Source organism: Enterococcus sp. AZ101 (assembly GCF_050499005.1).
Lineage (GTDB): Bacteria > Bacillota > Bacilli > Lactobacillales > Enterococcaceae > Enterococcus_L > Enterococcus_L ureilyticus.
Genome location: NZ_JBMHEZ010000002.1, coordinates 379,888 through 400,860 on the forward strand (window position 1 = coordinate 379,888; position 20,973 = coordinate 400,860).

Here is a 20,973-nt window from a genome sequence, read left to right on the forward strand (position 1 = left end):
AATGAATGATATTTTATTGATGGAGGATATTCGAAAAACATTCGGTAAAGGACATGCCAAAGTTGAAGCCTTAAAAGGAATCAATTTAGGTGTTAAAGCTGGAGAATTTGTCAGTATCATTGGCCCTTCTGGATCAGGTAAGAGTACTTTTTTAACGATTGCAGGAGGGCTACAGACACCTACAACCGGCAATATCATGATCAATGGAAAAGATTTTACCCATTTAAATGAAAAGAAGCGATCAAGATTACGTTTTGAAGAGATTGGGTTTATTTTACAATCTTCTAATTTGATTCCATTTTTAACTGTGGAAAAGCAATTTACTTTAGTTGATAAAATCGAAAAGAAAAAAATAGAAACACAGCGAATCAATGAATTATTGTCTTCTTTGGATATCGCCGATCTGATCCATAAATTTCCACGTGATCTATCCGGTGGAGAACGTCAGCGAGTGGCGATCGCGCGGGCATTATTTAATGAACCAAGTCTTATATTAGCTGATGAACCAACGGCAAGTTTAGACACAGAGCATGCCTATGAAGTCGTTAAAATTTTAGCAAAAGAAGCACACGAAAAGCAAAAGGCAACGATTATGGTCACACATGATCCGAGAATGATCGAATGGAGTGACAAGGTTTATCGCATTGAAGATGGTGAATTAATCAAAGAATAATAAAAAAAGGAGGGAAATAAACAAAAAAGTTTATTTTCCTTCTTTTTAAATTTAAGTGTTCTAAAAATCAATTTTAGGTTATGATAATAGTGGAGAAAAGTAAATGGTTGGATATACATGTGGTGGGAATATAAGAAGAAGTAGAGAACAGAAAGTGAGGCAATACAATGGATAATCGGGTAGAAGTAATGACTTTCTCACAATTAAAGAAAATTGTGGCAGAGTTAGAAGCAAATGATGCCATCCATGATGCTACAAAAGTATTTATTGATACAGGGTGGGATAGTGTTCAAGAAGTTGAACCAAATGCTTTTCATGTAGAAGAAGTTGCAGAATTTAAGGTGCAAGATGAATTGACAAAAGACTTTTATGTTGGCTATACATTGAGTGAAAAAGCAGAACGAATGCAGGCACAAGGGCAATCAGAAATGGCTGTTATTATTCGAAATTTATATTAGAAGTTCATTGAGCTTATAGGATAGTTAGTTAAGTAAGGGGTTTCCTTTTTAAAGTATACACACTATTTCTTTTTTGATAGTAATTATGTGAATAATTACGATATCATGGGAAATAAACATTAGGAAGGTGGTGTTTCTTTTGACAAATAAAATTCCATTTCCAAAAAACTATGAACGGTTTATTGAGCTGGGACAGGAAGCCGCAAAACAAGGAGATTTAGTTGAAGCTGTTGGTTACTACGAACAAGCTTATGCAATTCGACAAGACTTTCCGTTAAATCTAGTGTTGGTAAATATGTACTTAGAAATAGATGAAAATGATCAGGCATTATCTTTAGCTTCAGAAATGAAAGAACATTATTTCGCTTATTTAGATTATATGGAGTTGTATATCCAAATCCTGATCCAAAATCATATGTTTATTCAGGCACATAGTATTATCAACGAGCGAATTTTGATGGAGCAAAGCGGTGAAATGAGAAAATTGATTTCTTTAAAGAAGAAAATTCGGCATGTGGAACTGATGTATCAGCAATTTGAAGTGAGTAAAATCAAAGAATTAAAAGAAGAATTGCTTCATCTAAATACCCATAACCATTATGAACAATTAGCAATCGTCAAAAAAGCTGGCCAACTTCCCCAAGATGAATTTATTGCGATTGGAAAGAAAATTCTACTGGATGATCAGGTACATAATTTAGTTCGATCATGGATCTTGGAAGAGCTTGTCAGTCTTCATGTGAAAGAAGAAGTTGAGTTTTTGTGGAGAGATAATAAGAAATATACAGTTATCCCAGCAGCTGTCGGTATGCCTTTGGATTGCGCAGCCTATCAAAGAATTCTATTATTTTTAGAAAAAGAATTGATCAATGATGATCCCATTTTACTGGTAGATATCATGGAGGAAATCAGGCTGCATTTTGCATTATTGTATCCTTTAGCTGATGAAATCATTGAAGAACCTCGATTGTGGGCGATTAGTTACATTATTTCCTATAATCATTCGATTGCACAAAAATATCAGATAGATGAAAAACGTACAGAAATAGAAAAAATCCAGAAAATCCAAAGTAAGATTCGTTTTGAACTGGAGACGATGATTTTATAAGAATTGACAAAAGAGAAAGCGCCCACCAAAAGATAGCTTGATACTCTAGCTTTTAGCGGGCGTTTTTTATGTGGATAATAAGTGGGAAAATTATTTTCTTGGTGTACGATTGATAAATAATAATAACAGAAACGAGAGCAAGAAATATAAGAGGATTCCTCCTTGGATCAAAGTAATAACTAAAAATAACACTTGATAATCAATAGCACTAAATTGATTAAAATAATGTGTGAAGATAACTTCTGTAAGAGCTAAAAAGAGCGAAATAACTAGTAGCCTTGTGTGACGCTGACTCAATATTATCAACTACCTAACTAATATATTTTCCAAAAAAACTATAATAACACACAAAACCGGCATTTATTTATCAAATTTTATATAAAATTGATAGATAAATGAGAAAAGGGAGAGAGGCAACAATAATTTAGCTCTAATGAAAAAAGTTTATAAAAAAAAACACTACACTATTGTAGTGCACCGGTTAGAACTACTACGATAATCTAGCGAAAACAGGTCTACATCTGCCTGTAAACTATGCTATAATGCTACATGTAGTAGGAAACTAGTAGTCAAAAAAGATGCGCCCTGAGGGAATCGAACCCCCGTCTCAAGAACCGGAATCTTACGTGATATCCACTACACTAAGGGCGCAAGCACGTCTACTAGTTTAGCTGATATTTTGATAAATTACAAGGGGGAGGACCAAGAAATTGAAATTCGAACAACATTTATCACAACAACAAAAACAAGTCCAAAAACTTGCAATGACACAACAATTACAACAATCGATACAGATTTTACAATACAATTCAGAAGAGCTTTTTGCATACATAGAATCTAAGTCATTGGAAAACCCTTTGATCGATATACAAACAGAGACAAACTATGGAGATTTTCCAAGTTCTAGTAGTCGAACTTATACAAATGAAGAAAATAATTATTTAAATCAAATTCCTGACGATCACACCTCGCTTTTTGAATATTTGATCGATCAAATCCACTTAAATTATCGTGATACTTATTTACGTACTTTAGTATTATTTCTAGTTGAATCTATTGATTTAAATGGTTATTTGATGATTGATTTAGATGAAGCCTGTTTAAAAACAGGCGCAAAATCAATTGAGATGTTGGATGCTTTGACATTGATCCAACAATTAGATCCGGCTGGTGTCGGTGCAAGAGACTTACGTGAATGTTTGATGTTGCAGGTTGAACGAGATGATAATGCACCTGAATTGGCTTATATTGTGATTGAGGAGGAATTTGATCATTTAGCTAATCGCAAGTGGGGTCTGATTGCTAAAAAATTTGATGTCAGTTTATCAGAGATTCAATTGATTTTTGATTATATTCAGACCTTGACACCTGCGCCAGGAAGTATTTTTGAATCCACTTCTGGATTGTATATCCGCCCTGATTTAACCATACGAATCAAAGACAGGCAGCTTACTGTGATTTCAAACAAAGCGGGTACGCCCACGATCCAGTTCCAACAAACCTATTTTGAACGAATGCAAGCAACGGATGATAAAGAGGTTCAAGAATACATCAAGGAAAAGAAAAATGAATTCGAATGGTTAGAAAAAACAATCATGCAACGTGGCGATACGATTTTAAGAGTTGGAACAGAGATCGTCCAGCGTCAACAGGAATTCTTTTTAAAAGAAGATCGACCGCTAAAACCGATGACTTTAAAAGAGATTGCTGAAGCGTTAAACATCCACGAATCCACAGTCAGTCGGACAGTTAATGGTAAATATTTGGAAACAGAATTTGGTGTATTTGAGCTTCGTTCATTTTTTTCTCATGGATTGTCAAATGATAGCACAGGAGAAGAAACGTCAACTGGTAGTATAAAAAAACAATTACAGACTTTAGTTGATAATGAGAATAAAGCTAAACCATTTTCTGACCAGAAATTGGTGGACTTGCTAAAAGAACATGGGATAGAAATTTCGCGTCGAACGGTTACAAAGTATCGGGAAGCTTTGGGAATACCTGCTTCATCTAAGCGAAAGAGATATGATGATTGAAAATTAAGTGTATAACAAAAAAGTGTCTAGCTCTTAGAAAAAGAGCGGACACTTTTTAGTCCATTCAGAAATTGAAAACTAGGGTTGCCAAATCAAATGTTCAGAAGGTAGCCCATCTTCAATCCCTTGCCAAACAGAAACAAACGCATGTTTTTCTAATAAATGTTTCGAAGCACTATTTTTAGGATCAATAATGGCGTAAACAGTGAATTGAGATAGAGATCTTGAGCGTTTTATCCAGTCTAGAAAATGTGCAATCACAAGAGTTGCATACCCTTTCCCCCATTTTTCAGGTAGTATCATATACCCAATTTCGATTTTATCTTCGTCATCCCAAGATAATTTGCCAAAGCCGATATAGGTTTCTTGATCAAAAATTTTGTAATAACCTGTTTGGTCATGATGAGTAGCATTATAGTGTAGAATTTTTTTGAAGTTATCAACAACTTCAGTTTCCGATTCAGCTTTTTCAGTAATGTAGCGCATAACACGAATGTCTTGAGTAAGAATAGAATAGAGTATCTGATCATTTTTTTGATAGAATTCGAATGTTAGTTTTTTGTTATTCGACATCAGTTGATTGTCACCTCCAAAGGAATTATTTATTTTTATTATATTCGTTTTTTTACAAAGATTGAATGACTATCTGTTTATGTTCGAAGTAGACGGATTGAATCAGAAGAGGGGGCGCTATCAACAAGTTAAGAGGACAGCAAAAAACTGTACCCCCAGACTACTTGAAAATACAGCTTCTATAGTAAGCCACCTGACGGATTCGAACCGTCGACCCCCACCTTACCATGGTGGTGCTCTACCAGCTGAGCTAAGGCGGCATATTATTATGTAATACAGATAACAGATTACCGTAGATGCTGAAGTTTGTCAATAAATTTCCGCTTAAATCAGAAGATTAAAAAATTGTGAATTGTTATATAATAAACGCTTGATCTTGACGAACAGCTCTCAAATGTTATTAACAGGATTTAGAATCTATTGGTAAACTAAAATGAAAGGGAGAAAATAAATATGTTTATTGTTTGGGGTAGTCGAGGTTTTGAAAAGGATTTAGGGGATACGGTGATTCAATGTGATTGTAGCCCTTGTAATAACGAAGTAGTCATGCAGGGAAAACAAATCGGGCGTAAATTTACGTTATTTTGGATCCCACTTTTCACTACATCATCTGGTCATTATTTGTTGTGTCCAATTTGTGGATACGGGAAAGAATTATCAAAGGAAGTCTTAGAACAGTACTTGGTAAATACAGCTGAAACAATTACTGAGTAAAAAATAAAAAAATGTTTGACATCGATTTTATTTTCCAGTAGAATACAATGTAACAACAAATGAATATTCGTCCGTTGAAGAGAAGAGTAAATTTGGATGTGCTTTATTAGAGAGTCTCGGTAGGTGAAAAGAGATAAGTGCAAAAGGATTGAAGATGGCCTCATGAGGATATGCTGTTGATACGTAAGCAGCTTCGGGAAAGCACCCGTTATCAAAGCGACAAGTTGTAAGACTTGGTCTAAGAAAAGTAATTTTTTTACTTTAAAACAAAGGTGGTACCGCGATTATTCGCCCTTTACTAGCATAAGCTGGTAGAGGGCTTTTTACATGTTCAACATCTAATTACATAGCAATTAGATGTTGAACAGTACAAGACTGACGAAGGAAGTGTTGATCCTTCAAATAATTAAATAAACAAAGCAATGAGATGGAAAGTACAGATGAAACGATATCTAACAGAGAGCTTGAGCAGCTGAAAACAAGCGGTAAACGAAATCTGGAAAATGGCCATTGAGCAGCGCTTCGAATGAATGATTCATAAGACAACGACGGATGCACCCGTTACCGTGCTAGAGTATAATCGATCAGTGATCGCCGTACTTGACGAGGATATTTATGTGAATAAATATCAAATAGAGGTGGTAGCACGCAAAAGCGTCCTCAAATGTATAATTTAATACATTTGAGGACGCTTTTTTCTTTTATAAATAAAGTAATGGAGGGAAGAGACATGAAGAAAAAGTTAGTTGGAGTTTTGTTGATCATAACAGGGATCATCGGCATTACGGCATGTGGAAATAACGATCAGGGTGTATCAGAAAAAAAAGAAAGCAAAGTTATCCGAGTCGGGACATCACCAGGGCCTTATAGTGAATTATTTCTAGAGGCAGTCAAACCGATTTTAGAAAAAGAGGGTTATCAAATAGAACAAACAGAGTTTACAGAACTAATTCAAGCAGATGTGGCTTTAACAGAGGGAGCAATTGATTTAAATGTTGATCAACATACAGCGTATTTGAATAATTTTAATGAGAATAAAGCAGCTCACTTAGTCGGGATTACATCAATTCCAACTGTTCCAGCGGGACTATTTCCAGGTAGGAAAACCAATTTAGAGGAGGTAAAAGAACAAGATAAAATCGGGATTCCTGATGATGCCTCAAATACTGCACGAGCATTCAATCTCTTAGAAAAAGCGGGGTGGATCAAATTAAAAGAAGGCGTTGATCCAGTTAAAGCAACAAAAGAAGACATTGAAAGTAACCCAAAAAATTTAGAACTGATTCAAATGTCATCAGCGCAGATCCCCCGAAGTTTAGCAGATTTAGATTACGCAGTGATTCCTGGAAGCATTGTTTATAGCGCCAAACTTGAACCTAATGACAGCTTACTTTCAGAAGATGTCTTAAAAGAGTATGAACTGGTTGCAACGGTAGATGAAAAGAATTCAGAGAGTGCCTGGGCCAAGGACGTTGTGAAAGCTTATCATTCAGACACATTTAAAAATTATTTAAAGGAACATAACCAAGGAAACTACTGGTTTATTCCAAAAGAATTATAGGAGGTGCAAAAATGATTGAATTAAAAAATATCGATGTCACATTTTATCAAAAAAAACAACAAATTAATGCGGTACAAGATGTTTCCTTAACGATTGAAAAAGAGGATGTCTTTGGGATTGTAGGGTATTCAGGAGCAGGTAAGAGCACTTTAGTTCGTGTGATCAATTTACTTCAACGACCAACAGCTGGTGAAGTTTTAATTAATAAAAAGAATATTCTTCACTTTTCACCGAAAGAACTCCGAACACAGCGTAAAAAAATTGGGATGATTTTCCAACATTTTAATTTAATGAAGGAACGAACAATCTTCGCCAATGTAGACTTTTCACTAAAATATTCTGGATTATCAAAGGAACAACGCAAAGAAAAAATCGAACGTTTGCTTGATCTAGTAGGACTGTCCGATAAAAAGGATGCTTATCCGAGTCAGTTATCCGGTGGACAGAAACAGCGAGTAGCGATTGCTAGAGCCTTAGCCAACGATCCAGAAATCTTATTATGTGACGAAGCGACCAGTGCGCTTGATCCAAAAACTACGATCCAGATTCTAGAGTTATTAAAAAAATTAAATAAAGAACTAGGCTTAACAATCGTTTTGATCACCCATGAAATGCAAGTAGTGAAGGAAATTTGCAACAAAGTAGCTGTGATGGAAGCAGGACAGGTGATTGAGCAAAATGATATTGTGTCGATTTTCAGTCAGCCTAAAGAAGCCTTGACGAAGGACTTTATTCGAACTGCGACACATATTGATCAAGCGTTGGAAACGATTATTCAGCATCCTAGTTTAACGAATTTAAGTGGAAATGAAGTGTTGGTAGAATTCTCGTATGTGGGAGAACAAACAAGTGAGCCTTTGATTGCGCAACTTTACAGCAAATACCATGTTGTGACGAATATCCTATATGGCAATGTAGAAATTTTACAGCAAGTTCCTATTGGAAATCTGATTGTGATTCTTTTGGGAGAGGAGAACCAACGGGAGAGGGCGTTAGACTTTTTACAAAGACAAGGTGTGAAAATCAAAGTCCTGAAAGATTACGAGGGAACAAAAAATATCGTACCGTTACAAGTTATCTAAAGTAAAGAAAAGGAGTGCCAATTATGCAGACATTTTTACAAAATTATTTTCCAAATGTGCTATTACTAAAACAAGAATTTATCGATAGTACGATTGAAACATTATATATGGTCTTTTGGACAGCAGTTATTGCTGGAATCTTAGGTACGTTACTTGGCGTTGTTCTAGTTGCAACAGGTCCTGAAGGAATTTTAGCCAATCGCTTTATTTATAATATTTTAGAAAAAATCATTAATGTATGCCGATCCATTCCTTTTATCATCATGCTGGCATTGATTCAGCCGCTCACTCGTTTTTTAACAGGAACAACGATTGGGACAACGGCTGCTTTAGTGCCGCTGGTGATAGGAGTGATTCCATTTTTTGCAAGACAGATTGAGAATGCTTTATTAGAAGTTGATTCAGGTGTGATCGAAGCAGCTGAGTCAATGGGAACTAGTCCATTGGGCATTATTTTTAGGGTTTATTTAGTTGAAGGGCTGCCAAGTATTATCCGTGTTTCATCCGTTACAATCATTAATTTAATTGGGCTGACGGCAATGGCTGGAGCAATTGGAGCGGGCGGTTTAGGAAATTTAGCCATCACCAGAGGCTACAATCGATTCCAAACGGATGTGACAATTGTAGCAACATTGATCATTTTAGTTTTAGTTTTTGCTAGTCAGTTTATCAGTAATACATTGATCAAAAAAACATCTCATTAAAATAATAAGTGGAAAGAGGAAATAGAATGAAAAAAACAATTAAAATTATCGGATTAGCTTTAACGATTGGATTTATCTTAGCTGGATGTTCTGCTGGGAGTGCTAAAAGTGAGAAGAGTGAAGTCGTGAAACTAGGTGTAGTTGGGGTCAATAATGAAGTTTTAGAATCAGTAAAAGAACGTTTGAAAGATGAGGGAATTGATCTTCAGCTTGTCGAATTTTCCGATTATACACAACCAAATGCTGCCTTAGCGGAAAAAGAAATTGATTTGAATTCATTCCAACACCAAATTTTCTTGGATAACTATAACAAAGAACATAAAACAGCGCTTGTTTCGATTGGGAATACAGTTAGTGCGCCGTTAGGGATCTATTCTTCTAAAATAAAAGACATCAAAGAATTAAAAAATGGTGCTGAAATCGCCATCCCAAATGATGCAACAAATGGTGGACGCGCGTTATTACTATTACAAAGTGCTGGTTTAATCAAGGTTGATCCAGCTAAAAAACAAACACCAACAGTCAATGATGTGACAGAAAATAAATTGAATCTAAAAATCACAGAATTAGATGCTTCTCAAACTGCTCGAGCACTTCAAGATATTGATGCTTCTGTTATTAATAGCGGAATGGCCGTAGATGCTGGTTTTGTTCCAACTAAAGATGCGATTTTCCTAGAACCAGTTGATGAAACATCTAAACCATACGTCAATATCATTGTTGCCCGTAAAGAAGATGAAGACAATAAAACGTACAATAAAGTGATCGATACCTATCAACAAGAAGAAACAAAGAAAGTCATCGAAGAAACGTCAAAAGGGTCAAGTATTCCAGCTTGGGAAACATTTGGCAGAAAATAAGAGGAGGATAAATAAATGACTGTAGTAACAAAACAATCGATCAAAGCAGAAATTCAAGAAAATTCAGACAATGTGATTGCGCTAAGACGTCATTTTCATCAATATCCAGAAGCCAGTTTAAAAGAGTTTGAAACGATCAAACGAATCAAAGAAGAGCTTGAAAAATTAGCGATTCCTTATGAAGCAGTTGGTGAAACTGGCGCTTTGGCAACCATCACTGGTAAAAAAGGAACTGGAAAAACGATTCTTTTAAGAGCGGATATTGATGCCTTAGAATTAGAAGATGCTACTGGGAAAAACTATCAATCAAAAAATCCTGGGTTGAATCATGCTTGTGGACATGATGGTCATGCAGCTGCGTTATTAGGTGCAGCTAAAGTGTTGAAAAATCATGAGGAAGACTTTAGTGGAAGCATCAAATTAGCGTTTCAGCCAGCAGAAGAAATTGGCGCAGGTGCTTGTCAATTTGTAGAGGGTGGTTTTGTTGAAAATGTCGATCAAGTTTTTGGCATTCATTTAGATTCCAGCATTCCTGTAGGAAAACTAGTGGCCACCAAAGGAGCGACGAATGCATCTTGTGATATTTTCAAAATTGAAGTTGAGGGGTTAAGTAGTCATGTTGCACAGCCGAATGTTGGGCGAGATGCAGTGTTAGCCGCTGCAAGTATTGTCGTAGAACTTCAAAAAATTGCGGCTAGAGAAGTCAGTCCTCTAGATCCAGTGGTGGTTGGTATTGGCGTACTTGATGCAGGTACTCGCTATAATATTGTAGCGAATCATGCAAGAATCGAAGGAACTGTACGAGCATTTAGCCATGAAACGCGAGCGTTTGTTTTGAAACGTGTAGAAGAAATTTCTGAACAAGTCGCTGAAGCTCATCGAACTAAAATTGCTTCTTTTCATATTCATGATGCGGCAGGTCCGTTGATCAATGATGATACAGCAACCGAATTAGCGCAAGAAGTAGCGGCAGAAATCGTTGGGCGGGACAACGTCGTAACGGATCACATCAAAAGCTTAGGAGCAGATGATTTCGCTGATTTTTTGCTAAAAGCTCCAGGTGTTTATGGTCGTGTTGGGACTCGAAATCTGGATAATCTTGATACACAGTATGGTCATCACCACGAAAAATTTGATATTGATGAAGCAGGACTAGCGTTGGCAACAGAATTTCATGTACATTATGCGTTAACCTATTTAAATGCTTAGAATAGTCGTTTGAAAAAGAATGAGTATTGAAGGGTAATATACTTCAGCACTTATTCTTTTTAATTTCTACTTAGTAAGGTTGTAGAGGTTGATTATACTAAATAAAAATGGAGGATGAAAAATGGATTGTACATTTCAAACGGATGCAGGGCGATTTAATTATCGCGTCGGAGCCATTATCACAAGTGATTTAGGTTTATTAGTTGTATCAAATTCAAAGGAACCATATTTCTATTCAGTTGGTGGACGGGTGAAGCTTCATGAAACAGCTGATGAAGCGATTGAAAGAGAAGTTTTTGAAGAAACTGGGAAAAGAATTAAACAGAAAAAACTAGGTTTTTTTCATGAAAATTTTTTTACATCTGCATTGACTAACGAGCGCTACCATGAACTTTGTCTGTATTATTATATAGAACTTTCCGATAAACTGGTTTCCTCTTCTTCGCGGAATGAATTTGGTGCCCAAGAACAGCTGCTTTGGTTATCCTTGGGGGAGTTGCAAGATGCAGATATCCGACCTGCCTTTTTAAAAAAAATAACAAATGAAAAAAAAGAATCGGTACAACATCTTATTCAAAAAAAGTAGAATCTTTGCTTTTCAAACCAATTATGGTAAACTATTTTTGTAAAGAAAGGTGATTAAGAATGTTTGTTCTTTCCGATAAATTTGTAAAAAGAATCAGCTCCCGACAGTTGAATGTGATGAAGCATTGTTGTGGAGCCTAATAAAATGAACGCTTCATCGTTTAAGAAGAATACTGAATTTTTTTAGACTAGTTGCTAGTCTTATTTAGTATTTTTTTGGCGATGGATGATGATTTTTTATAGCGCTGATTGAAGGACAACGTGTTTTATACGTTGTCCTTTGTTGAGAGCAGAACAAGGGATAAGATAGGGAAGCCTATTTGGTCGCTTGTTTTTTTGTATCAAACTGAAAAGAACAAATTGATTTTAAACGTATAAAACAGTTGTCTAAGACAAGTTTAACTATCGAATAAATAGCACTTAAGACAATTTACAATGAATCAAGAAATAGAAATGAGGAAAAGCAAATGAGCATATTAACAATTGAAGATTTAACCCAACGCTTTGGTGAAAAGATTCTTTATGAAGAAGCATCTTTGCGAGTCAATAAAGGGGATCATATGGGACTTACTGGTCAAAATGGGGTTGGAAAATCAACATTAGTCAAAATTTTAACTGGTGAAATTTTAGCAGATGATGGCACGATCACTTGGCAAAATAATACTAAAATTGGTTATTTAGATCAATATGTGGAAGTGATTGGAAATAGTACGATCAATGAATTTTTACAGCAAGCTTATCAACCATTGTATGAAATAGAAACGAAAATCAATCAACTATATACAAAATTTGGTGAAACTGGGGAGGACAAGTTACTAGAACGAGCTGGGAATTTTCAAACACAGCTAGATGAAAGTGATTTTTATCAAAGGGATACAATCATCAATGATCTTGCTAATGGCTTGGGGATTGAAGCAATCGGGTTAAATCGACCGATGAATGAATTAAGTGGAGGTCAACGATCAAAAGTGATTTTGGCAAAACTGCTGTTAGAAGAACCAGATGTCTTACTTTTAGATGAACCAACAAATTATTTAGATGATACTCATATCGAATGGTTGATCAATTATTTAAATAGCTTTACTGGCACATTTATTTTAGTTTCTCACGACTATCATTTTTTAAATGCTGTCACTAATTGTATCTGTGATATTGAATTTGGTAAATTAACAAAATATACAGGAAATGTTGAAAAATCATTTGCTCAAAAAGAGCAGAACAAAGAAAGTTATTTGAAACAATATCATGCACAACAAGCGAAAATTGAAAAAGCCGAAGCGTATATTCGTAAATACAAAGCGGGAAATCGCGCAACGATGGCTAAAAGTCGTCAGAAGCAATTAGATCGAGTGGAACGATTGGCACCACCTGGAAGTTTGATGAAACCGCAAATCCAGTTTCCTTACCAGTCGATTGTCGCAAGTTTAGCTTTAGTGACAAATGAGTTGGTGATCGGTTACAGTGAACCACTATTAGCCCCAATCAATTTATCCATTCATAGTGGTGAAAAAGTTGCAATCAAAGGCTTTAATGGTATTGGAAAATCCACATTGATCAAAACGTTAACTGGGAAAATCAATGCCATCAGTGGCGAATATCAATATCCTGCCAATACTAAAATTGCGTATTTCTCCCAAGAGTTGACGTGGGACAATGATTATTTAACACCACTCGCTTATCTAAGCGATCGTTTTCCTAAAAAGACCGTTAAAGAAATACGTACCTATCTGGCAAAATGCGGCTTACCTGATAAATTAGTGAATCAACCGTTACGCTTATTAAGTGGAGGAGAACAAACAAAGGTAAAATTAAGTGAACTGACAATGGAGAGCAGCAATCTTATCTTCTTAGATGAGCCGACGAATCATATTGATGCTGCAGCGAAAGACAGTTTGCGACAAGCAATTCAGCATTTTCAAGGAACAATCGTAATCGTTTCTCACGAAGAGGAGTTTTATATAGATATCACCGATCGTGTGATTAATATTGAAGACATGATACAATAGAAAATGTGGAGTTGACAGGGGATAACCATGCCAACTCCACATTTTCTATTTCATCAAGCCATCGTGAATATTATCTAAATTCCATTTCATCATAGCATAATAACTGTCACCGTCATCCCCTTTTTTGGCGATAGAATCGGTAAAAATCGTATTGTAAATTGGTAAATTTGTTTCTTTTGAAACACGTTCCATACTTCGTTTATCAACACTTGTTTCCACAAATAATGCTGGAACTTTCGTCTTATTGATTTGGTCAATGACTTGCTTCATCTGATCAGGTGTCCCCTGGCTCTCTGTATTGATCTCCCAGATATAAGCGGCAGTCAATCCGTATGCTTTGGAGAAATATTTAAATGCCCCTTCACTAGTAACCAATAGTTTTTGATCTTCTGGAATATCAGCGAATTTTTCCTTAGCTTCTTTATCTAAGGTTGAAAGTTTTTCAATATATTCCTTGGCGTTGATTTCATAAGTTTCTTTATTTTTAGGATCTTTTTCACTCAACGTGTCTCTGATTGCTTCAACGTAAAGTATGCCGTTTTGAATATCTAACCAAGCGTGAGGATCTTGCTCATTTTCTTTGCCAGCACTTGTTAAGTACATCGGATCGACCTTTTTACTTACTGAAAAGTAGTCTTGGTCTTCCTTTTTCTTGGCGGTTTCCATCAATTTTTTAAACCAACCGTTGCCGCCTGTTTCCAGATTTAAGCCGTTGAAGAATAACACATCAGCTTCAGATGCTTTGGCAACATCTTCTGGTAAAGGCTCATATTCATGAGGGTCTGTTCCCACTGGCACAATACTGTGTAAATTAACCAAATCTTTCCCCACATTATCTACCATGTCAGCAAGAATCGAATTCGTTGCTACAACGTTGATTTTCTCTTTATCAGACGTATCGGCAGTGTTAGATTGACAAGCAGCTAGTAAAAATAAACTAGCTAAAGCAGCAATTAAAAGTATTTTTTTTCTCATAGTGTAGATTCCTCCGTTTTCTGTTTATTGACAAAAAATAGTCCTTTTTTTGGTGAAAATAGAAAAGCTAAAATGAAAAATGCAGCAGCAGTTAAAACAATCGTAGCACCTGATGCTAAATTATAAGAATAGCTAAAGAATAAACCAATGATCGAACTTAATATGCCAAAAGTTGAAGCTAAAGCAATCATTGTCGGCAAATGATTCGTCAACAGATAAGCTGTTGCTGCAGGAGTGATCAACATGGCAATTACTAAGATCGTGCCGACTGTTTGTAAAGATGATACAGCGACTAAGGTTAACAAAAACATCAATGCGTAATGGAAAAACTGAACATTCAGTCCATAAGCCTGTGCCATCGTTGGATCAAAAGAGGTAATTTGCAGCTCTTTATAGAAAAGACTGACAAAAATCAAGACGACGATTCCAACAATCACAGTAATCAAAATATCAGAATCTCGAACGGCTAAGACATTTCCGAAAAGAATATGATAAAGGTCAGTGGAACTCTTGGCAAAGGAAATCATGATGATTCCTAAGGCAAAAAAGGAACTAAAAACAACCCCGATTGCCGTATCATTTTTCAACTGACTTTTTTGAGTAATGAAACCGATCAATAAAGCAGCTAAGATACCAAAAATCGTCGCACCGAAAATATAATTGACACCAAACATATAAGAAGCTGCGACTCCAGGTAATACCGCATGAGAAATCGCATCCCCCATCAAGGACATTCCGCGTAAAACGATAAATGAACCAATAATTCCTGAAACAAGACCAACAATGATCGAAGTGATCAAAGCGTTTTGTAAAAATTGGTAACGAACCAAACCATCAATAAAATTTGCTATCATGCATCAGCCACTCCTTTGATAATAATATCGCCCATTGTGTCACCGTAGGCTAGTTGAATGTTCTTGTTTGTAAAAGTTGCTGTAACAGGTCCATTTGCAATCAGTTTTTTCTTTAAAAGGATCACCTCATCAAAATAATGTGCAACTTTGTGAAGATCATGATGAACGATCAAAATGGTTTTTCCTGCTTCCTTTAATTGTTTTAAAATATCCATGATCACCTTCTCGCTTGTCATATCGATTCCTACGAAGGGTTCATCTAAAACAATGATATCAGCTTCTTGAGCAAGAACACGAGCAATGAAGACACGCTGTAATTGTCCGCCAGATAATTCACCGATCTGCCGCTTGGCAAAGTCTTCAAGTTGTACGGTTCTAAGTGCAGTTAAAGCTTGTTCTTTTTCTTCCTTTTTCGGCCGTTTCAGAAGTCCGAGTTTTGGATACGTACCTAGAAGTACAACTTCTAACACATTGATTGGAAAAGAAAGATCGAGTGCGCTACGTTGTTCAACGTAAGCAATCCGTTTTTTTTGAGTGTCGATCGGCCGCTCACCAGCTAACACCGTTCGAGTATCTGTTTTGATCAATCCTAGCATTCCTTTTAGAAATGTTGATTTTCCAGCACCATTTGGACCGATAATACCAGTGATTTTTCCAGCAGGAATCTGTAAAGAAATATCGGTTAAAGCTTGTTGACCTTGATAGCTAACCGTTAAATGATTGATTGTAAGATTATTGTTAGTTATAGACATGTAAAAACCTCCTTTTTAGGTTTGCCTTAAAATTAGTATAAGATAAACTTAAATTAAAATCAATCTATATTTTAGGTTTGCCTAAAAAAATAAAAAATCTAGCGGTCAGACCGACCGCTAGATTTTTTATTTAGGTTATTTAGTTTTCATAAGAGCCTAATAAATCAAAAATTGTTTTACCCAAAAGAGTGTTACTATGATTTTTAGGGTATTGATTGGTAAGCAAAATCACAGCATCTTGTTTGTCTTTTGAAAAATAGACATTGGGCTCAAATCCTTCTTCAATTCCATGGGCACGAATATAATTTTTGTAGTTATACATTCCGCCAGCAAATTTGCTCAATGTTTCTGAGGTCCAAAATGAATCAACGGTTTCTTTGTCAATAATATTTCCTGATAAAAAATTAGAAAAAAATAAATACAGATCACCCGTGGTCATAGCAATACTACCTGTTCCAATTTCTTGCTTGAATACTAATGGTTTATCGGCGATTTCAGTTCCATAATCTTTGCCAGAAACATTTTCATAAGCAACGGTTCGGTCCTTTGAATGTAAAAAATCATTGTAAGAAAGAGTGTGAAATAATTGTAATTTTTGAATATAGGTTTGATTAAATGATTTCTGGTACGACACTCCAGTTAGTTGTTCCAAAATACCCACCAAAATGTAGTAGTTGATTGCATCATACTTAAACTGACCATAAGTCCCCATTGCAGCATTGGCAATGCCAAATTGTAAAAATGCCTCATCAGACATCATAAGACTCGGTTTTTCTTTTTGATACAATCCTGAATTCATTGAAAGTAATTGACGAATGGTTATTTTTTCACTTTCTTGTATTGTTGGATAAAAACGATCTAACGTTTCATCTAATGAAAGTTTTCCTGCTTGTACTTGTTGTAGAATCAATGACGCTGTCAACGCTTTTTGGATGGAACCAATTTGAAAGAGGGATTGAGGCGTATTGACCTGTTTTTTAGCAAAATTGGCATAACCAAAGCCTTTTTGGAGGATAATCTGACCGTCATGTACAACTAAAGCTGTTCCTATAAAAGAATTGTCTTCAAGTTGTTGGTTGATTTGCTGCGCTAAATCAGAAGTAGGTTGAACCTCTTGATTAAAATTACTTGCAATTTGAGCATCTTGAGTCCGATCAATAGCGGATTGCGTCGTTTCAAGTGTTTCTTTTTTTGTAGCGGGCGCAGTATCATGAGGGGTAAATAGCAGGTATCCTTCTAATCCAATAAGTACGAATAACAGGATCGTAACCATTGCGGGTATCCAAGGATTATTTTTTTTATGCTGCTTTTTGTGATGCATAGGTTATTCACCTCCAAGTATTCTTTATTTTTGCTCACTTATTATTGAAAAGCAAGAGCATTCATAGCGATTTAACGAACACTTTTGTAAGGAGGATTTTCTTCTTTGAAAAGTCGATAAAATTTCAATTATTTATCACAAGAAAGAAAAAGATCCATGATTTTTTACTGAATCAATGGTAAAATAGAAATTGAAGTTTTTAACTGAAAGAATAGAAAAATATCGAGATCACGGAGGAAATCATGACCCAAAAATACCAGGATAAAACATTACGAATCTTTAGTTTGAATGCTAATCGTCCTTTAGCAGAAAAAATTGCTGAAGTTGTCGGGACTGAACTCGGAAAAAGTACGGTGCGTCAATTTAGTGATGGAGAAATTCAAATCAACATTGAAGAGAGTATTCGTGGGGACCATGTTTTTCTTGTTCAATCGACCAATTTGCCTGTTAATGATAATTTAATGGAATTATTGATCATGATTGATGCATTAAAACGAGCTAGCGCTAAAACAATTAACGTGGTATTGCCTTACTATGGGTATGCTAGACAAGATCGAACAGCGAAACCAAGAGAACCGATCACAGCGAAATTGGTAGCTAATTTATTAGAAGAAGCAGGTGCAACGCGTGTCTTGACCTTAGATTTACATACTGTTCAAGTCCAAGGATTCTTTGACATTCCAGTGGATAATTTATTCACAATGCCGTTGTTTGCACATAATTATCGCCAGCAGCAATTAACGGGAGAAGAGATTGTCGTTGTTTCTCCTAAAAATAGCGGTGTACAGCGAGCTAGAAGCTTGTCAGAGTATTTAGATGCAACCTTAGCGATCATTGATCAAGAGGAAGTTGATGGTGTACGTTCAGGGTATGTTATTGGTGAAGTTAAAGGGAAAACCTGTATTTTAGTAGACGACATTTTAAATTCTGGTAGTACGATGGCAACGGCTGCAGAGATTTTAGAAGAAAACGGCGCTAAGAGAATCTATGCTTGTGCTTCTCATGGGCTATTGTCTAAAGGCGCAAAAGAGACACTAGATGCTGCCCCAATCGAACAAATTTGTGTAACGGATTCTGTATTTATTTCAGAAGACCGCAAACCAAATGCCTTAACGATTGTTTCTTGTGCAGAGCTTATGGGAGAAGCAGTGAAACGAATTCATGAAAATACACCAATGAGTCCACTGTTTCGTTTAGAAGAGAAATAATAATGACCTGTTTAAATGATGAAAGAAGTTCAGTTATTGTTTTAAGCTGAACTTCTTTTTATTCATTCTTTTCATTCGGAAAGAAAAAGAGAAAGGGGCTGCTAGATGAAAGAGCAAAAAAAAGGTGTTCTATTAGGGTTTATTGCCTATGTATTTTGGGGGATCATCCCGATTTATTGGAAGTTGCTGCCAACCGTCGAGCCATTAGATATTTTATGTTATCGAATTATTTGGTCATTTTTATTTATGATTGTCTATATTTTGATCACGAAAAAGTGGTCATTGTTTTTAGCCGAAGTTAAAATGGTACTACAGGATAAGAAAAAATTATTTGCTATTATTTGTGCCGCTATTTTAATTTCAGTCAATTGGTTTACCTTTATTTATACAGTTAGCCAAGGACATGTGACACAAGCTAGTCTAGGATATTATATGAATCCACTGGTGAATGTATTACTGGCAACACTGATTTTGAAGGAAAAATTAAATCGTTCAGGAATGATTGCTTGTAGTTTAGCTTTGACAGGTGTCGTTTTATTAACCATTCAAACTGGAGAGATTCCCTTTGCCCCACTTGTCATGGCTGTAACCTTTAGTTTTTATGGCCTGATCAAAAAAGGTGTGACGGTTAGTTCATATACTGGGTTAACAATTGAGACGTTTGTTATTTTACCTGTCGCAATGATTTATTTACTATTCTTTTCACAACAAGGATTTATGAATTATGAGGCAACAACTAATTTATTATTAGTTGGCGCAGGTATTGTTACAGCAATTCCATTATTGCTTTTTGCAGAAGCAGCAAAACAAATCTCTTATATTATTTTAGGATTCATTCAGTATGTTGGCCCCACATTAATGTTGCTATCTGCTCTCTTTTTATACCATGAGCCTTACTCAGCAGAACAATTTATCGCATTTGGTTTTATTTGGCTAGCGATTGCAGTCTTTACGTATGGCAATATCTATACATATCGTAAAGAAAAGCGTTTTGCAAAGGGAAGTTGAGAAGAAGCAATCTTTGAGGAACAATCTTAGTTATGGTACACTAATCCCATTAAAAATGTTTCAGAAAGGACGAGTTCAGTGGAATCCATTTATTTAGATCACGCAGCAACGACGCCGATCCATCCTACAGTTATAGACCTAATGACAAGTGAAATGACACAGACATTTGGCAATCCATCCAGTATCCATACATTCGGCAGACAAGCACACCGAAAATTAGAAGATATTCGCCAAGTGATTGCAGCAAGCCTTGAGGTAAAACCACATGAAATTATTTTTAATAGCGGTGGTACCGAAGGGGATAACACAGCAATTATTGAGACCGCTCTTTCTAGACAAAGCCAAGGGAAGCACCTAATTACAACGGTCATCGAACACCCTGCTGTGTTGGAAACAATGAAGTATTTGGACGGCTTAGGATTTGATATAACCTATTTACCTGTTGACAAAAAAGGGATGCTGTCTGCTGCTGCTGTGAAGGATGCATTACGGGAGGATACAATATTGGTTTCTGTGATGTATGGTAACAATGAAATTGGTAATTTAATGCCAATCAAAGAAATTGGAGAATTACTAAAGACACACCCAGCGATTTTTCATACTGATGCTGTACAAGCATATGGCTCTGAACGGATCTTACCGCACGAGTTGGGAATTGACTTGCTAAGTATTTCGGCTCATAAAATCAATGGACCAAAAGGAGTAGGCTTCTTATATAAAAACGATGAAATTTCTTTACCTTCATTGTTACACGGTGGAGAACAAGAAGAAAAACGTCGGGCGGGCACAGAAAACTTGACGGGGATTGCTGGTATGGGCAGAGCCGTTGAAATGTTGACTACTAATGAAAAAGAGCGGCGGCATGAAAAATATATTAATTATCAAAAAATCATCTTGACGCAATTGGATGAGGCAAAGATTCGCTATCAAATCAATGGTCATCCTGAAAAGAAATTAGCGCATATTTTGAATTTACGTTTTCCAGGCATAGCAAGCGATCTATTATTGATGCATTTAGATTTGCAAGGAGTAGCAATCTCAACTGGTTCAGCTTGTACGGCAGGAACTGTTGAACCTTCCCACGTTTTAGAAGCGATGTATGGGAAGAATCATTCCGCAATCAAAGAATCAGTACGCATCAGCTTTGGTTTAGGCAATGATGATGACCAAATTTATCGATTTGTGACGACCTTGATCAACACTATCCAAAAAATGCAAGCTTAATCTAAGAAAAATCGATTAGAGCTGGTAAAATGAAAGACTACAAACTATAATAAAAGAGACAA

Annotated in this window: 20 protein-coding genes, 2 tRNA genes and 2 other annotated features; of the genes, 15 read left to right on the top strand and 7 right to left on the bottom strand. The window is 36.0% G+C overall.

The genetic code is table 11. The features are described from left to right. Nucleotide 1: 1 nt before the first annotated feature. The 3 genes from IGJ50_RS11130 (at nt 2) to IGJ50_RS11140 (ending at nt 2,239) form a co-directional block, all read left to right on the top strand. Nucleotides 2-673 carry an ABC transporter ATP-binding protein gene (locus IGJ50_RS11130; protein WP_069640546.1) on the top strand — a complete coding sequence of 224 codons (672 nt, stop codon included), beginning with the start codon at nt 2-4 and terminating at the stop codon, nt 671-673. A gap of 167 nt (nt 674-840) precedes the next feature. Continuing rightward, nucleotides 841-1,131 carry a hypothetical protein gene (locus IGJ50_RS11135; RefSeq protein WP_429950421.1) on the top strand — a complete coding sequence of 97 codons (291 nt, stop codon included), beginning with the start codon at nt 841-843 and terminating at the stop codon, nt 1,129-1,131. A 130-nt stretch (nt 1,132-1,261) separates the two neighbouring features. Then, entirely contained in the window at nt 1,262-2,239 is a 978-nt protein-coding gene (locus tag IGJ50_RS11140; protein ID WP_240604503.1) for a hypothetical protein, read from the top strand. Between the two features lie 579 nt (nt 2,240-2,818). On the opposite strand, the gene IGJ50_RS11145 is transcribed toward IGJ50_RS11140, so the two are convergent. Next, nucleotides 2,819-2,890, bottom strand: a tRNA-Arg gene (locus IGJ50_RS11145). Nucleotides 2,891-2,949: 59 nt separating this feature from the next. Between IGJ50_RS11145 and rpoN the strand changes: the two genes are divergently transcribed. Then, nucleotides 2,950-4,275 (top strand): RNA polymerase factor sigma-54, encoded by a 1,326-nt coding sequence (gene rpoN, locus IGJ50_RS11150; RefSeq protein ID WP_429950423.1) that lies wholly within the window; start codon nt 2,950-2,952, stop codon nt 4,273-4,275. Between the two features lie 78 nt (nt 4,276-4,353). Here rpoN and IGJ50_RS11155 read toward each other — a convergent pair whose 3' ends face one another. Together IGJ50_RS11155 and IGJ50_RS11160 are read right to left on the bottom strand one after the other, a co-directional pair. Next, a complete protein-coding gene (locus IGJ50_RS11155) occupies nt 4,354-4,848 on the bottom strand; it encodes a GNAT family N-acetyltransferase (RefSeq protein ID WP_429950425.1) in 495 nt (164 codons plus the stop codon). A 187-nt stretch (nt 4,849-5,035) separates the two neighbouring features. Next, nucleotides 5,036-5,108: transfer RNA gene (locus IGJ50_RS11160), tRNA-Thr, on the bottom strand. A 193-nt stretch (nt 5,109-5,301) separates the two neighbouring features. Here IGJ50_RS11160 and IGJ50_RS11165 point away from each other — a divergent pair. The 8 genes from IGJ50_RS11165 (at nt 5,302) to IGJ50_RS11200 (ending at nt 13,569) form a co-directional block, all read left to right on the top strand. Continuing rightward, nucleotides 5,302-5,562 (top strand): zinc-ribbon domain-containing protein, encoded by a 261-nt coding sequence (locus IGJ50_RS11165; RefSeq protein ID WP_429950427.1) that lies wholly within the window; start codon nt 5,302-5,304, stop codon nt 5,560-5,562. A 65-nt stretch (nt 5,563-5,627) separates the two neighbouring features. Beyond that, nucleotides 5,628-5,861, top strand: a binding site (T-box leader). A gap of 114 nt (nt 5,862-5,975) precedes the next feature. After that, nucleotides 5,976-6,227, top strand: a binding site (T-box leader). 65 nt (nt 6,228-6,292) lie between these two features. Beyond that, a complete protein-coding gene (locus tag IGJ50_RS11170) occupies nt 6,293-7,123 on the top strand; it encodes a MetQ/NlpA family ABC transporter substrate-binding protein (protein ID WP_069640551.1) in 831 nt (276 codons plus the stop codon). A gap of 11 nt (nt 7,124-7,134) precedes the next feature. Continuing rightward, nucleotides 7,135-8,205, top strand: a complete 1,071-nt coding sequence (locus tag IGJ50_RS11175; RefSeq protein WP_429950429.1) for a methionine ABC transporter ATP-binding protein — start codon at nt 7,135-7,137, stop codon at nt 8,203-8,205. A 23-nt stretch (nt 8,206-8,228) separates the two neighbouring features. Continuing rightward, nucleotides 8,229-8,909, top strand: a complete 681-nt coding sequence (locus IGJ50_RS11180; protein WP_069640553.1) for a methionine ABC transporter permease — start codon at nt 8,229-8,231, stop codon at nt 8,907-8,909. 26 nt (nt 8,910-8,935) lie between these two features. Continuing rightward, the gene (locus IGJ50_RS11185) at nt 8,936-9,769 is read left to right on the top strand and encodes a MetQ/NlpA family ABC transporter substrate-binding protein (protein ID WP_429950431.1); all 834 of its coding nucleotides are present in this window, start codon (nt 8,936-8,938) and stop codon (nt 9,767-9,769) included. 15 nt (nt 9,770-9,784) lie between these two features. Further along, nucleotides 9,785-10,978, top strand: a complete 1,194-nt coding sequence (locus tag IGJ50_RS11190; protein WP_429950433.1) for an amidohydrolase — start codon at nt 9,785-9,787, stop codon at nt 10,976-10,978. A 121-nt stretch (nt 10,979-11,099) separates the two neighbouring features. Next, nucleotides 11,100-11,564: an NUDIX hydrolase gene (locus IGJ50_RS11195; protein WP_429950435.1), complete on the top strand. Its 465-nt coding sequence runs from the start codon at nt 11,100-11,102 to the stop codon at nt 11,562-11,564. A gap of 466 nt (nt 11,565-12,030) precedes the next feature. Further along, nucleotides 12,031-13,569, top strand: coding sequence for an ABC-F family ATP-binding cassette domain-containing protein (locus tag IGJ50_RS11200; RefSeq protein WP_429950436.1), 1,539 nt, complete (start codon nt 12,031-12,033; stop codon nt 13,567-13,569). A gap of 45 nt (nt 13,570-13,614) precedes the next feature. Here IGJ50_RS11200 and IGJ50_RS11205 read toward each other — a convergent pair whose 3' ends face one another. The 4 genes from IGJ50_RS11205 to IGJ50_RS11220 all read right to left on the bottom strand — a co-directional run bounded on the left by IGJ50_RS11205 (nt 13,615) and on the right by IGJ50_RS11220 (nt 17,471). Continuing rightward, nucleotides 13,615-14,544: a metal ABC transporter substrate-binding protein gene (locus tag IGJ50_RS11205; RefSeq protein WP_069640557.1), complete on the bottom strand. Its 930-nt coding sequence runs from the start codon at nt 14,542-14,544 to the stop codon at nt 13,615-13,617. Beyond that, a complete protein-coding gene (locus IGJ50_RS11210) occupies nt 14,541-15,398 on the bottom strand; it encodes a metal ABC transporter permease (RefSeq protein ID WP_069640558.1) in 858 nt (285 codons plus the stop codon). Before IGJ50_RS11210 ends, IGJ50_RS11205 begins: the two co-directional genes overlap by 4 nt. Further along, complete coding sequence (locus IGJ50_RS11215; protein ID WP_069640559.1) at nt 15,395-16,150, bottom strand: metal ABC transporter ATP-binding protein; 756 nt, start codon at nt 16,148-16,150, stop codon at nt 15,395-15,397. Before IGJ50_RS11215 ends, IGJ50_RS11210 begins: the two co-directional genes overlap by 4 nt. 139 nt (nt 16,151-16,289) lie before the next feature. Further along, nucleotides 16,290-17,471, bottom strand: a complete 1,182-nt coding sequence (locus IGJ50_RS11220) for a serine hydrolase domain-containing protein (RefSeq protein WP_207120506.1) — start codon at nt 17,469-17,471, stop codon at nt 16,290-16,292. 242 nt (nt 17,472-17,713) lie between these two features. Here IGJ50_RS11220 and IGJ50_RS11225 point away from each other — a divergent pair, with 242 nt between their 5' ends. The 3 genes from IGJ50_RS11225 to IGJ50_RS11235 all read left to right on the top strand — a co-directional run bounded on the left by IGJ50_RS11225 (nt 17,714) and on the right by IGJ50_RS11235 (nt 20,911). Continuing rightward, nucleotides 17,714-18,679 (top strand): ribose-phosphate diphosphokinase, encoded by a 966-nt coding sequence (locus IGJ50_RS11225; RefSeq protein ID WP_207120507.1) that lies wholly within the window; start codon nt 17,714-17,716, stop codon nt 18,677-18,679. 105 nt (nt 18,680-18,784) lie between these two features. Further along, nucleotides 18,785-19,687, top strand: a complete 903-nt coding sequence (rarD, locus tag IGJ50_RS11230) for an EamA family transporter RarD (protein ID WP_207120508.1) — start codon at nt 18,785-18,787, stop codon at nt 19,685-19,687. A gap of 78 nt (nt 19,688-19,765) precedes the next feature. Continuing rightward, nucleotides 19,766-20,911 (top strand): aminotransferase class V-fold PLP-dependent enzyme, encoded by a 1,146-nt coding sequence (locus IGJ50_RS11235; RefSeq protein ID WP_207120509.1) that lies wholly within the window; start codon nt 19,766-19,768, stop codon nt 20,909-20,911. Nucleotides 20,912-20,973: the final 62 nt, after the last annotated feature.